General features: G+C 64.7%; 9 protein-coding genes. 5 read left to right on the top strand and 4 right to left on the bottom strand.

Annotation, left to right across the window (positions count from 1 at the left end; genetic code table 11):
* Nucleotides 1–102: 102 nt before the first annotated feature.
* The gene (locus tag KAK11_RS17465) at nucleotides 103–1,902 is read right to left on the bottom strand and encodes an acetate--CoA ligase (protein ID WP_210810564.1); all 1,800 of its coding nucleotides are present in this window, start codon (nucleotides 1,900–1,902) and stop codon (nucleotides 103–105) included.
* Nucleotides 1,903–2,019: 117 nt separating this feature from the next.
* On the opposite strand from KAK11_RS17465, the gene KAK11_RS17460 reads away from it, so the two are divergent.
* Genes KAK11_RS17460 through KAK11_RS17450 form a run of 3 tightly spaced genes read left to right on the top strand, consistent with a single transcriptional unit; the run spans nucleotide 2,020 to nucleotide 7,212 of the window.
* Nucleotides 2,020–4,944 carry a CheR family methyltransferase gene (locus KAK11_RS17460; RefSeq protein ID WP_210810563.1) on the top strand — a complete coding sequence of 975 codons (2,925 nt, stop codon included), beginning with the start codon at nucleotides 2,020–2,022 and terminating at the stop codon, nucleotides 4,942–4,944.
* Nucleotides 4,934–6,289 carry a PAS domain-containing sensor histidine kinase gene (locus KAK11_RS17455; RefSeq protein ID WP_210810562.1) on the top strand — a complete coding sequence of 452 codons (1,356 nt, stop codon included), beginning with the start codon at nucleotides 4,934–4,936 and terminating at the stop codon, nucleotides 6,287–6,289. The genes KAK11_RS17460 and KAK11_RS17455 overlap by 11 nt, the downstream gene beginning before the upstream one ends.
* Nucleotides 6,286–7,212, top strand: coding sequence for an alpha/beta hydrolase (locus tag KAK11_RS17450; RefSeq protein ID WP_210810561.1), 927 nt, complete (start codon nucleotides 6,286–6,288; stop codon nucleotides 7,210–7,212). The genes KAK11_RS17455 and KAK11_RS17450 overlap by 4 nt, the downstream gene beginning before the upstream one ends.
* 31 nt (nucleotides 7,213–7,243) lie before the next feature.
* Here the strand turns inward: KAK11_RS17450 and KAK11_RS17445 are convergent, their stop codons facing one another.
* From KAK11_RS17445 to KAK11_RS17435, 3 genes are read right to left on the bottom strand one after another with little or no spacing between them, the layout of a single operon-like run.
* Nucleotides 7,244–9,370 (bottom strand): VC_2705 family sodium/solute symporter, encoded by a 2,127-nt coding sequence (locus tag KAK11_RS17445; RefSeq protein WP_210810560.1) that lies wholly within the window; start codon nucleotides 9,368–9,370, stop codon nucleotides 7,244–7,246.
* Nucleotides 9,363–9,659 (bottom strand): DUF4212 domain-containing protein, encoded by a 297-nt coding sequence (locus KAK11_RS17440; RefSeq protein ID WP_210810559.1) that lies wholly within the window; start codon nucleotides 9,657–9,659, stop codon nucleotides 9,363–9,365. Before KAK11_RS17440 ends, KAK11_RS17445 begins: the two co-directional genes overlap by 8 nt.
* Before the next feature lie 15 nt (nucleotides 9,660–9,674).
* Nucleotides 9,675–9,971 carry a hypothetical protein gene (locus tag KAK11_RS17435; RefSeq protein ID WP_210810557.1) on the bottom strand — a complete coding sequence of 99 codons (297 nt, stop codon included), beginning with the start codon at nucleotides 9,969–9,971 and terminating at the stop codon, nucleotides 9,675–9,677.
* 202 nt (nucleotides 9,972–10,173) lie between these two features.
* Between KAK11_RS17435 and prfB the strand changes: the two genes are divergently transcribed.
* Nucleotides 10,174–11,278 (top strand): peptide chain release factor 2 gene (gene prfB / locus KAK11_RS17430; RefSeq protein WP_210810556.1). Its coding sequence is split into 2 segments (ribosomal slippage): nucleotides 10,174–10,254 and nucleotides 10,256–11,278, totalling 1,104 coding nucleotides; the frame shifts between segments, so codons are not numbered across the junction.
* A gap of 75 nt (nucleotides 11,279–11,353) precedes the next feature.
* Nucleotides 11,354–14,008, top strand: coding sequence for an aminopeptidase N (gene pepN / locus KAK11_RS17425; RefSeq protein ID WP_210810833.1), 2,655 nt, complete (start codon nucleotides 11,354–11,356; stop codon nucleotides 14,006–14,008).
* Nucleotides 14,009–14,011 lie beyond the last annotated feature (3 nt).

Raw genomic sequence — 14,011 nt, 5'->3', positions numbered from 1 at the left:
GGGGCGGCAGCGGGTCATCACCGCCCCCTATCGGGTGAGCTTGCCGCCGGTTGAGCGGCGCAAAGGGCGGAAAGCGTGCACTTTCCACACCGCGAGCGCCTCTCAGGCGCTTCGTCGCGCAGCCGCGCGCTCTTCCTCTTGCAGCCGCAGCACGCGACGCTGCACCTTGCCGGTGGTCGTCATGGGCAAGGCGTCGATGAACTCGATCTCTTTGGGGTACTCATAAGGCGCCAACTGGCCTCGCACATGAGCTTGCAGAGACTCCACCAGGGCCGCGTCGCCCACCACCCCAGGGGCCAAGACGACATAGGCCTTGACCACCGCGCCGCGCTCGGCGTCGGGCTTGGGCACCACGGCGGCATTGGCCACCGCCGGGTGTTTGACCAGGCAGTTCTCGACCTCGCTGGGGCCGATGCGATAGCCCGCGGCCTTGAAGACGTCGTCGCTGCGCCCTTGGTACCAGAGGTAGCCGTCTTCATCCATCACAGCGGTGTCGCCCGTGCGGCACCAACTGCTGTCCATCTCACCGGTGAACTTGGCACGGGTGGCGTCGTCGCGCTTCCAGTAGCCCAAAAAGAACACCGGGTCGGGATGGCCGTGCACGTCCAGCCTGTGTACCGCCACATCGCCCGGCGTGCCGCGCGGGCACTCTTGGCCCGCATCGTCAATCACGGCCACGCGGTGGCCAGGGTAAGCCTTGCCCATGCTGCCCGGCTTGGCGGGCCAGCCCACCGCACCGTCGGGGCCCAAGTGGCCATTGGTGCCCAGGCCTTGACTGCAATTGCCGACGATGTAGTTGATCTCGGTCTGGCCAAACATCTCGTTGACCACCACGCCCAGCTCGCGCTCGCACCAATGGAAGACGGCATCGCCGACCGCCTCGCCCGCACTCATGACGGCGCGCAAGTGCAGCTCAAAGTGCTGGCGCGGCTGAGGCACCGCCTTCATCATGGCCTTGAGCGCCGTGGGAAAGAGAAAGGTGTTGGTCACCCGATGGCGCTGCATCAGCTCAAAAGCGCGCTGGGGCGTGAAGCGCCCCGCAAAGGCGACGATGGGCAGCGCAAAGTACAAGCATGGCAAGAGCGCATCCATCAAGCCGCCCGTCCAGGCCCAGTCTGCCGGGCTCCAAAACACCGAGTCTTTGGGCACGCCGCCGGTGCCGAGCGCAAGGCGGCGCTGGCCTGGCGTGGAAGGCCCGCGCGGCCCAGTGCCCCGCAGCAGGTTTTGGCTGCAGACGAAGCCGCTCAGGTTGCCGATCAGTGCGCGGTGCGGGATCAAAGCGCCCTTGGGCGGCCCGGTGGTGCCACTGGTGTAGATCAACACCGCCGCTTCGTCCGCCTTGGTGCGCACCGCACTGAAATGTGCCGATTCGCGGGCCAAGGCCGCCGCCCAGTCGATATCGCCCAGGCCCGCCGCTTGGCCCACGGCCACCACGGTCTTCAAGCCCGGGCACGCCGGGCGCGCTGCCCGCACGGCCGCGATGGCGGATTCATCCACCAAAGCCACTGCCGCCTCGCTGTCGTTGAAGCGGTACTCCAGCGCGTCCGGCCCAAACAGCATGGACAGCGGCATGGCCACCGCCCCCATTTGGGCAATCGCAATGTGCGCCACGGCGGTCTCTAAGCGCTGAGGCATGACCACGGCCACGCGGTCACCGCGGCGCACCCCCAAGCGCCGCAGCGCACCACTGAGGCGATGGGCCTGGGCCTGCAAATCAGCAAAGCGCACCGTGCTGGTGCCGCCGTCGTCCTGCTCAATGCGCAGGGCCACGGCTTGAGGGTGGCTGCGTGCCCAGCGATGACAACAAACCTCCGCCAGATTGAACCAAGTGGGGACGTGCCACTCAAAGGCCTGATGCAAGCGCTGATGCGCAGTCGGGGTGAATGCAATGGAGGTCGACATGAACGCAAGCGTACCGCTGATCTTTCTGACTCAACGCAAATGGGGCGCTCGTAAAAACCCGCACCATCAAGATGGAATTCAGTGAGAATCCCGGCGTCATCCAAAAGAACGACTGCCATGGAAGAGGAACCGTCTGTCAGCCTACCCCCAGCCCCCTTGCCCCAAGACCTGAGCAATGAAACTTGGATTGTGGCGGTGGGCGCCTCGGCGGGTGGCTTAGAGGCCTTACAGCGCTTCTTCTCTTCCCTGACACTGCCCACGCAAGCCGCTTTTGTGGTGCTGCAGCATCTGGCAGCGGACCATCGCTCGATGATGCCGGAGCTGCTGGGCCGCCACACAGCGCTGACGGTGACCACGGCGGAGGAAGGTGCAGCGCTGCAGGCCGATGTCGTCTACTTGCTGCCGCCCGGCGTGATGATGACCTTGGTGCAGGGCTGTATTCACTTCGAGCCCAAGCCGGCCCACGGCGTCACGCTGCCGATCGACCACTTTTTCATCTCTCTGGCTCAGAGCGTGGGCGACCACGCGATCGGCATCGTGTTGTCGGGCTCCGGCTCGGATGGCGCTCTCGGCGCATCGACCCTGCGCGCCCAAGGTGGCTATGTGCTGGTGCAGGCGCCCGACAGCGCCAAGTTCGACTCCATGCCGCGCAGCGCCCTGGCCGCCACACAAGCGGATGCGGTGGGCTCACCGGAAGAGCTGGCCGCGCGTGCCCTGGAGATTGTGCGAGGCCGCGCTGGACGCTTGGGCCACAGTGAGCTGCTGCCCGCCCAAAGCATGCGCCCCGCGCTACAGCGTGTGTTTGAAAACTTGTTTGCGCAAAGCGGCATCGACTTCAACCAGTACAAGCTGCCCACTGTGCTGCGTCGCATTGAGCGGCGCCTGCTCGTCTTGGGCTGCTTGGACATCTCGGACTATGCAGACCGTTTGGCCGATTCGCCCGAAGAGCGCGAGCAATTGCGCCGGGAGCTGCTGATCCCGGTCACCGGCTTTTTCCGCGACGCTGCGGCCTTCAAGATCCTGCTGCATCAGGTCTTGGTGCCCATGGTGCGCCAGCAGCCCACCAACCGGCCTCTGCGCGTCTGGAGCGCAGGCTGCGCCACCGGTGAGGAGGCCTATTCGCTGGGCATCTTGCTGCTGGAGGCCTGCCAACTGGCGCAAAACTGGCCTGGGGTGAAAGTCTTTGCCACCGATGTCGACCAGCGTGTGCTCGATCTGGCCTCCGCCGGCAGCTACCCCGCCGGCCTGGCTGAGAGCCTGGGCGCCGAGCGCGTCGCCCGCTACTTCACCCAGCAAGATGACCGCTTGGTGGTCAAGCCGGAGCTGCGCCAGATCGTGCTGTTTGCGCGGCACAACCTGCTGGACGACGCGCCCTTCACCAAGATGGACGTGGTGGTCTGCCGCAACACGCTGATCTACTTCCAGGCGGAAGCGCAAGAGCGTGTCATGCGACGGCTGCAATATGCGCTCAACGCGCAAGGGGTGCTGTTCCTGGGCTCGAGCGAGTCACTCGGGCCCCTCCAAGCCGACTTTGAAGTGCTGGACAGCAGCCACAAGCTCTATCGCCTGCAGCGCCCCGTGATCACGTCCTTGGCGCTGCACGACGGCTTCGGCCGCGCCTCCCCGCCCGCCATCCTGCGCCATGGCAGCACACCGGCATTGCCCTTAGCGCAAAGTGTGGTGGAGACGGCGCAAGCACAGTTGATGCAAGCCTATTTGCCTGCGTGCTTGCTGATCAACTCTCAGCGTCAGCTGCTGCACACCTGGGGGCCGGCGCAGCGCTACCTGCGGGTGCCCGAAGGCTCTGTCAATTTAGATGCCCTTCGGCTGCTTCCGCCGCGCTTGGGGCCTCTGGCGGCCCATGCGATGCAATGCGCCCTGCGAGAGGGCAAGGCTCACCGTGTGCCCCCCATCAAAGTGGATGTCGACGGCCAGGAGCGCACCATCAGCGTGGTGGCCCACCCGGTGACGCTGGAAAGCGAAACCCTGTGTGTGGCCTTGTCGCTGGAAGAGATCTTGGAGACGCCCCTCAGCGCCACCCAAGTGCCCCTGGACGCCTTAGAAATGGACCGGCTGGCGGCCCTGGAGCGCGAGCTGCATGCCACGCGGCAAGGCCTGCAAAGCACCATTGAAGAGCTTGAAGCTTCGAACGAAGAACTCCAAGCCACCAACGAAGAGTTGATGTCGTCGAACGAGGAGTTGCAGAGCACCAATGAGGAGCTGCAGTCCGTCAATGAGGAGCTCTACACCGTCAACGCCGAGTACAACGCCAAGCTGGATGCGCTGTCTGCGCTGAACGCCGACTTGGAAGGCATGGCGCAATCCACCGGCATTGCCACGCTGTTCGTGAACAGCGATCTATCGCTCGTCCGCTTCACACCCGAGGCGACTTTGTTGTTCCGTTTGCGTCCCAGCGATGTCGGTCGCTCCATTGAAGACTTCAACAGTCTGCTGATCTACCCGGAACTCAGCGAAGACCTGCGCAAGACCTTGGCCACTGGCGAGGTGGTGGAGCGCGAGGTCTCTGGCCCTCACGGCTCCTGGTACTTGGCTCGGGTGTTGGCCTATGGCCAGCGCAAGGGCAACGACTGGCGCAGGGCCGTGATGAGTTTCATCGACATCACTCGCTTGAGGGATGCCTCGCGCCTGCAAGACCTGATTGACTCGCTGCCCGAGCATGTCGCCGTGATCGACCTGCAAGGCACGATCCGGCTGGTCAACCGCGCCTGGAATTCATTTGCGCGCGAGAACGGCGGCAACCCAGACCTGGACTGCGGCATCGGCGCGAACTACCTGGCGGTCCTGGCCCGCTCGACCGACCCTTTAGCGCCGGAGATTTTGCGCAATCTTCAGGAAGTGATGTCGGGCCGACGGCAAGCCTATACCGTGACGTACCCCTGCCACAGCCCCGAGGAGGAGCGCTGGTTCGTCATGCATGCGCGTCCGCTCTCCGGCAGCGAAGATGGCGTCGTGGTGACCCATTTCGACATCTCGCCGTCCATGAGCACCTGGCCGCAACTGAGCCACCGCCATGCGACCTGAGCCCTCCGCCCAAGACCTGCGGGACCACGCCGATGCTGGGGTGATGTCGCTGGCCCTGGATGCGCTGAGCGAGCATGCCCCCGAGCGGGCGCGGGCCTTGCTGAAGCAAGGCCACAGCGAACCGGCCAAAGCCATGGACGACGTCTGGCGCCTGCACACCCAAGGCGTCGAAGAGCAAATGCTGCAGACCCAGGACATGCTCCACCAAGTCGAGCAGTTTTGCGCCTGGCAATCCCAGCTCTTGCATGGCCTGCCAGTCCCCGTGCTGCTACTGAACCGCCATGGCGCCATCATTGAAGCCAACGACGAAGCCCTGCGCCTGATTGGCCACGCGGGCGAAGAGACCGCGCCGCTGCTCTTGCTCTCCAGGCTTTTTCCGCAGGGCGACGCGGGCAGTCGTTTGCGCCTGGCGCTCACAGCCGCGGTCAGCCAAGGCAGTGCCAAGCTGGAGGAGTCCGCCCTGATGTGCTTGGACGGGCGGCAAGTGTGGGCGGAGCTGCGCATGACGCGTGTGCGCCCGCGCCAGGAGGGTGCTCGCGCCATTGAGCTGGCCTGCGTGATCGTCGACCTCACCGACCGGCGCATCGCGCGTGAGGCCGAGGAGCGCGCCCGAGACGCCGAGCAGGAGCGCAGCTTGGCTGAGCAAGCCGCGCAGACCAAGACGCAATTGCTGTCGCGGGTCAGCCATGAGCTGCGCACGCCACTGAACGCCGTACAGGGCTTTTGCCAGCTGCTGCAGATGAATCTGCAAAGCACTCCGGACAAGCGCAACGAATACCTGCAACACATCAGCACGGCCAGCAAACAGTTGCTGGAGTTGGTCGAGGAAATGCTGGACCTCAACCGCGCGGAGTCCGGCCACCTCAACTTGTGCATGGGCCCGACCTCGGTGGCCGTGCTGGTGCCCACCGTGCTGGCCCAGCACGAACCGATGGCGGCCCCGCTGAACCTGAGCCTGAGCGCCGATCTGCCCGAGGACGCTCCGGATTTGCGCGCTGACGCTCGCCGCGTGCGCCACATCCTGACCAACCTGGTCTCCAATGCCGTCAAGTACAACCGGCAAGGAGGACAGGTGCTGGTCCGCTTGGGCCACAACGGCAAAGAGGGATGGGTGGAGGTGGAAGACAGCGGCATTGGCCTGAGCGAAGCCCAGTTGGCACACCTCTTTGAGCCCTTCAACCGCTTGGGCGCAGAGCAATCCGGCTCGCGTGGCTTTGGGCTTGGCCTCAGCATCTGCAAGGCCTATGCGGACGCCATGGGCGGCCGGCTGGAAGCCTGGTCCAATGTCGGCGTCGGGAGCCGCTTTCGGCTCACGCTTCCTCGTTGGATGGCAGAAAGCTCTTGAACACCACAGCCCCCTATCGCCCACAGCGCGAAGCCCAGGTTTTGCAGCGTCCGGTGCGCGGCCATTGGCAGTACGCCTTGCGCTGCTGGGGCGACCCGAGCACCGCCACGCCCGAGCGCCCGCTGCTGCTGCTGGGCCATGGCTTCATGGACGTGGGCGCGTCCTTCCAGTTTTTGGTGGATGCACTCCAAGCTCAGGGCGATGGCGAGCGGCCCATCGTGGCCCCCGACTGGCGCGGCTTTGGCCTGACCCAAGGCCCCGCCTGCGACCATTACTTGTTTGCCGACTATCTGGGTGACCTGGACGCCTTGGTCGATGCGCTCTCGCCCGATTTGCCCATCGACCTGCTGGGTCACAGCATGGGCGGCAATATTGTGATGAGCTATGCCGGTGCGCGGCCCACGCGCATCCGCCGCTTGATCAACCTCGAAGGATTTGGCCTGCCCGAAGCCAAGCCAGAAGCCGCGCCAACGCATCTGGCCAAGTGGTTGGACGACCTCAAAGCGCCCAAGGCCTTGAAGCCCTATGCCAGCGCCGAGGCTGTGGCCCAGCGCCTGCAACACACCAACCCGCGCCTGCCCGACGACCGCGCCCAGTGGTTGGCCACGCAGTGGGCCTCACCCGCAGACGATGGCCAGTGGCATTTGCAGGCGGACGCCGCGCACCGCCGCATCAGTGCCATGCCGTATCGGCTGGACGAAGTCTTGGCGGCTTGGCGGCGCATCAGCGCACCCACGCTGTGGGTGGAGGGCGACGAAACACCGTTCGAGCAATGGTGGGGCGCGCGTTACCCCAGGGCAGACTTTGACGCCCGATTGGCGCAGGTGCCTCAGCTAGAGCGGCGTACGCTGACAGGGGCCGGCCACATGCTGCACCACGACCAGCCCGAAGCTTTGGCGCGCTTGCTGCGGGAGTTCCTCTGAGCGATGGGCGGCCACTCGGCCCCAGCGACGCTCAGGATCTGGGGTAGCGCAGGGCCTCGACCATGGTTTCGGTCTTCGGTGAGGGCCTGGGCGTCAACAGGCTGACCACTATGGTCACCAAAAACCCGACCGGCACCCCGAAGACACCGGCTGAGATGGGTTGGATCCCCCACCACAACTCGACGGGGCTGGTGACACCGAACAGGCCACGCAGCCAAGGGTGGGTGGAGGCCAAATACCAGAACGTCACCGCCAAACCCGCCACCATGCCACTGGCCGCCCCCCAGCCATTGGCCCGGCGCCAGAACACGCCCAAGACCAGGACGGGGAACAAGGCGGACGCGGCCAAAGAGAACGCCGCCGACACCAAGAAGAGGATGTTGGCCGGGCGCTGTGCCGCCAAAAACGCCGCGCCACCGGCCACCAAGAGCAGCAGCAGCTTGGACATCACCACCCGCCGCCCGGTCGAGACTTCGGGCTTGACCACCTTGAAGTAGAGGTCGTGAGAGAGGGCATTGGCAATGGTCAGCAGCAGGCCGTCCGCCGTAGACAGGGCCGCCGCCAAACCGCCGGCCGCCACCATGCCCGAAATGACGAAGGGCAGGCCCGCGATTTCGGGGGTGGCCAGCACAATGATGTCGCCGCCCAGCGTGATCTCACCGAGCTGCAAAAAGCCGTCGCCATTGACATCGGTGACCGACATCAGTGCCGGGTCGACCTTGTGCCAGTTGGCAACCCAAGCGGGCAAGGCATCAAAAGGCAGGCCCACCACATGGGTGAAGATCTCAAACTTCACCATCACCGCCAAGGCCGGCGCGGTGATGTAGAGCAAGAGGATGAACAGCAGCGACCACGACACCGACTCCCGCGCCTCTTTGACCGAGGGCGTGGTGTAGTAGCGGGTCAAGATATGGGGCAGGCCGGCGGTGCCCACCATCAAGCAAAACACCAGGGCCAAGAAGTTGCGCCGCGCCTCGGTGTATTGCTGCTGCTCTTCAGGGCTGCCATTGGGGTCACCCGCAAACTGTGCTGCGTGGTCCGGCATGCCGCCCAAAGGCTTGGCCCGCTCCAGCAGCGCTGCACGCTCACGCGCCCAGGCCGCCTTGGCTTCAGCCTCGGTGCGCGGTAGGGCCGCCAACACACGCTCTGCCGCTTGGATCTCGCGCTGCGGCGCCTCTGCCCGCTTGAGCGCATCCACCCGCTGCTGCGCGGCTGCGCGGTCCCGCGCCATGGCGCCTGGCACATCGCGCATGCGCTCCTCCAAGGCCTTGGCCCGGGTGGCATAGACCTCAATGACTTCCAACTCCTTGGGGTCCACTTTGAGGCGCTGTTCGGCCTCCGAGACTTTTTGCAATTGGTAGCCGTAGGCCACTTGCGGAATGGGGTTGCCGGTTTGCTTCACGCTCAGCCACACGACCGGCACCATGTAAGCCACCACCAGCACGATGTACTGGGCCACCTGCGTCCAGGTCACGGCCTTCATGCCACCCAAAAACGAACACACCAAGATGCCGCCCAGGCCCAGGAACACGCCCACCTCAAACGAAGCAATGCTGGTCAGCCGGGTGGTGATCAGGCCCACGCCATAAATCTGTGCCACCACATAAATGAAGGAGCACAAGATGGTCGCGCCCAAGCCAATCAGGCGGGTCAGGTTACCGTCGTAGCGGGCGCCCAAAAAATCAGGAATGGTGAACTGCCCGAACTTGCGCAGATAAGGCGCCAAGAGCAAGGCCACCAAGCAATAGCCGCCGGTCCAGCCCAAGATGAAAGCCAGGCCGTCATAGCCGGTGAGATAGAGCGTGCCGGCCATGCCAATGAAGGAGGCGGCGCTCATCCAATCGGCCGCTGTCGCCATGCCGTTATAGATGGCGGGGACCCGCCGCCCGGCCACGTAATACTCGGTCGCATCAGTGGTGCGGCACATCACCCCAATGACGGCATAAAGCACCATCGGAGCCGCCAAGAAGATGAAGCCAATGTGCTGGCGCGACAGGCCCCAGCGCTCCAGCATGGCCAGTGCCACCACAAACAGTAAAAAGGCCAGCGCATAGCCGCCATAGACCCAGTTGAGCTTGCGCCTGAACACCATGCTGGCCTGGGCCTTGGGCCCGGGCGGGCGGCGCGGCGGCAGGGGCGGCAAGGCGGGCTCAGTCATCCTCGTCCACCCCAAAGCGCCGATCCAGCCGGTTCATGGCTGCCGCGTAGACCAGCACCAACACCAAATACACCAAAGGCGCACCTTGGGCCGCCATCCAAAAGCTGAAGGGCCAGCCAAAAAAACTGAAGCTCAGCTCACGCGCAAAGAACGCCACCAAAAAGGTGACCGCCATCCAGAGGAACAACAGTCCCGCCGTCAGGCGCCGATTGCGCAGCCAATAGCGCCGCCGCACCGCTGCGTTGGGCAACGGGGAGGGGTTGGCGGAAGCATCTGCGGAGGTGGACATGTATGTCGTGGCAACTCAACGACAAGCGCCTGGCCCCAAGGCCAAGCAGTGATAAATCTTGGTGGCGGTCGCCAAGAGCCAAATCAACAAAAGCAACAGGCCGGCGGCGCGGGCTTGCCCCGCTGGCCCCAAGCGGCCCTGGCTCAAGCGAGCCACCCCGTTGATGGCCGGCGACACCACCACATCCAGCAAGCGCCAAAACACATTGTGCTCACGACCCACACCCACCAGCAGGCCCAGGAGCCACCGCCCCAGCAAGGCCAACAAGGCCACCTCGGTAAGCATTTTGATCAACATGGCCGCCATCAGCATGGGCCTCTCCTGCACTCGCCGTGCCCTAGCCTTGCCAGCCTGAGCACCACACATGCTTACATTGTCGCGGCAATCCAGTGCATCCTAGGGGCCAACCAAGGGTCTGAGCGGGCGGGACTTACCCGCACAACGTCAAGCCAGCGGGAACATGAGAAAATCACCCGTTTGCCGCTGGCACCCTACAAATTACAAGGAATTGATCATGGACATCGAGCGCATCAACGTGATCGGGACCACCCTCTCGGACCTGACCCAGCGCACCCTCGATTTACGGGGGTATCTTTGACTACGACCGCAAAATCCTGCGGCTGAACGAAGTCAACGCCACCCTCGAAAACCCAGACATCTGGAACGACCCCAAGCGGGCGCAAGAGCTGGGCAAAGAGAAGAAGCAACTGGATGACGTGGTCGGCACCATCGACCACCTGACCAGCAATTTGTCGGACAACACCGAGTTGTTCGAGATGTCCAAGGCTGAAGAAGACTTTGACGGCCTGGAAGCCATTGAGGCGGAGACCGCTTCGCTGCGCGAGATCGTCGAGCGCTTGGAATTCCGCCGGATGTTCTCCAACCCGGCCGACCCCAGCAACTGCTTCATCGACATTCAAGCCGGTGCCGGTGGCACCGAGGCCTGCGACTGGGCCGGCATGCTGCTGCGCCAGTACCTGAAGTACTGCGAGCGCAAGGGCTTCAAGGCCACGATGGAAGACGAAACGCCGGGCGATGTCGCCGGCTTGAAGAGCGCCACCATCAAGGTCGAGGGCGAGTACGCCTTTGGCCACCTGCGCACCGAGACCGGTGTGCACCGCCTGGTGCGCAAGAGCCCGTTTGACTCGGCCGGTGGCCGCCACACCAGCTTTGCCTCGCTGTTTGTCTACCCGGAAGTGGATGACTCGATTGAGATCGACATCAACCCGGCAGATGTGCGCACCGACACCTTTCGCGCGTCAGGCGCGGGCGGCCAGCACATCAACAAGACCGACTCGGCCGTGCGCCTGACCCACATCCCGACCGGCATTGTGGTGCAGTGCCAAGACGGCCGCAGCCAGCACAGCAACCGCGATGTGGCCTGGAAGCGCCTGCGCTCGCGCCTCTACGACCATGAAATGCGCAAGCGCATGGAAGAGCAGCAAAAGCTCGAAGACACCAAGACCGACGTCGGCTGGGGCCACCAGATCCGCTCTTACGTGCTGGACCAAAGCCGTATCAAGGACCTGCGCACCAACGTGGAAATCTCCAACACCCAGAAGGTGTTGGACGGCGACCTTGACGCGTTCATCGCCGCCAGCCTGAAGCAAGGCCTGTAAGGCCTGCTTGCCTGTTGAGCGCACGACAACTCCCATCGTGCGCTCCCCTCCCCCTCTAAAGGATGACCCATCATGATGCGTGAAGGTGCCAGCCCCTTGATCCAGCGCAGCGACTACCAAGCGCCTGCCTACTGGATCCGAACCGCCGATCTGACTTTCGACTTGGACGGTGCCAAGACCATCGTCGCCAGCAAGCTGCAGATCGAGCGCAACACCGACCTGCCGGTGCAAGCCCTGCGCCTGCACGGCGAAGACCTGAACCTGCTGCGGGTGCTGATCGACGGCCAAAGCGTGTCCTTCCGCCATGAAGATGGCCTGCTGGTGCTGGACGCCCCCGAAGCCAACAGCTTTGTGCTGGAGATCCGCAACACCATTGCGCCCGAGAAGAACACCCAGCTCAGCGGCTTGTATGCCTCGGGCTCGGGCCTGTTCACCCAGTGCGAGGCCGAAGGCTTCCGTCGCATCACCTACTTCTTGGACCGCCCCGATGTGATGGCGGTCTACAGCGTCACCCTTCGCGCCGACAAGAAGAAGTTCCCCGTGCTGCTGTCCAACGGCAATTTGGTGGAGCAAGGTGACTTGGACGCCGGCCGCCACTACGCCAAGTGGAGCGACCCCTTCCCCAAGCCCAGCTATCTGTTTGCCGTGGTGGCCGCCGACTTGGTGGCGCGCGAGCAATGGGTGCGCACCCGCTCGGGCAAAGACCACTTGCTGCAGATCTTTGTGAAGCGCGGCGACTTGGAGAAAACCGAGCATGCGATGAACTCGCTGATCGCCTCCATCGTCTGGGACGAAGCCCGCTTCAAGCTGCCGCTGGACCTGGAGCGCTTCATGATCGTCGCCGTGGACGACTTCAACATGGGCGCGATGGAGAACAAGGGCCTGAACCTGTTCAACACCAAGTACGTGCTGGCCACGCCCGCCACGGCCACCGACGCTGACTTTGACGGCATTGAAAGTGTCGTCGCCCACGAGTACTTCCATAACTGGACGGGTAACCGCATCACCTGCCGCGACTGGTTCCAGCTCTCGCTCAAAGAAGGCCTGACCGTCTTCCGCGACCAAGAGTTCAGCCGCGACATGACTGGCAGCGCCAGCGCGCGCGCCGTCTGCCGCATTGGCGATGTGCGCCGCCTGCGCGAAGTGCAGTTTGCCGAGGACGCCGGCCCCATGGCCCACCCGGTGCGGCCCGAGGCCTACCAAGCCATCGACAACTTCTACACCGCCACCGTCTACGAGAAGGGCGCCGAGGTCGTGCGCATGATGCACACCTTGGTGGGCCGCGAAGGCTTTGCGGCGGGCATGGCGCTGTACTTCCAGCGCCATGACGGCCAGGCCGTGACCTGCGACGACTTTGCCCAAGCCATGGCCGACGCCAACCCGTCCAGCCACTTGGCGACCTCGCTCGATGTCTTCAAGCGCTGGTATGCCCAAGCAGGCACGCCGCGCCTGACCGCGCGTGGCGAGTTCAACGCCGAAGCCGGCAGCTACACCCTGACCCTGCGCCAGCACAGCACCCCGGGTGCCGCACCGCAATTGCTGCCGGTCTCGGTGGCTTTGTTCGGCCGCGACGGCAGCGCGCAGCCGCTGCAACTGGCCCATGAGTCCGGCGCAGCCGGCACCGAGCGCGTGTTGGTGATGACCCGCGCAGAGCATCGCTTCACCTTCACGGGGCTCACGGGCGAGGTCGTGCCGTCTTTGCTGCGCGACTTCTCTGCCCCCGTGGTGCTGGACGACGGCCTCAGCGACGCTGACCTGCTGGTGCTGCTGGCCCATGACACCGATGCCTTCAACCGCTGGGAAGCCAGCCAGCGCCTGGCCACCAGCCGCCTGCTGGCTGCGGCTGCCAGCAGCCAGCCCACAGCGGTGGATGCGGCCTATGTGCAAGCGCTGCGCAGCGTGCTGCGCCACCCCGACCTGGACCCTGCGTTCAAGGACCTGGCCTTGACCTTGCCTTCCGCACGCTTCTTGATGGAAGCCATGGAAGGCGTGGACCCGCAAGCCTTGCACGCCGCGCGCGAGCACTTGCTGGACCAACTGGCCGAACAGTTGCACGAGGACTGGGCCTGGGCCTGGACTGCCCACCAAGTGCGCGAAGGCTACAGCCCGGTGCCCGCCCAAAGTGGCCGCCGCGCGCTGGCCAACCTCGCCCTGGCCATGCTGGTGCGAGATGCCCGCCGCAGCGGTGACACCGTCTGGCCCGGCCGCGCCTACCAGCGCTGCAAAGACGCCACCAATATGACGGACCGCTTGGGCGCGTTGACCGCGCTGGTCTATGCCCACGCCGAGCTGGCCGAGCCCGCGCTGCAACGCTTCCATGCCCAGTTCCAACACGACCCGCTGGTCTTGGACAAGTGGTTCATGTTGCAAGCCGGTGCGCCCGAGCGCGACGGCAAGGTCTTTGCCCGGGTGCGCCAGCTGCTGCAGCACCCCGACTTCACGCTGAACAACCCGAACCGCGCGCGGGCCCTGCTCTTCACCTGGGACACCAACCCCGCCGCCTTCCACCGCAGCGATGCCGCAGGCTATGTGCTGTGGGCTGAAAAGGTGCTGGAGATGGACAGCGTCAACCCGCAACTGGCCTCGCGCTTTGCGCGCGGCCTGGACCGCTGGCGCAACCTGGCCGAGACCTACCGCAATGCCGCTCGGGAGGCCATCAGCCGCGTGGCCGCAGCGCCCAAGCTCAGCAGCGATGCCCGGGAGATCATCGACCGCGCACTTCAAGACTAAATC

The organism is Ideonella paludis, from assembly GCF_018069865.1.
GTDB lineage: Bacteria > Pseudomonadota > Gammaproteobacteria > Burkholderiales > Burkholderiaceae_C > Ideonella > Ideonella paludis.
Note: the sequence above shows the minus strand (reverse complement) of the source record. Positions and strands in the feature narration are given on the sequence as shown.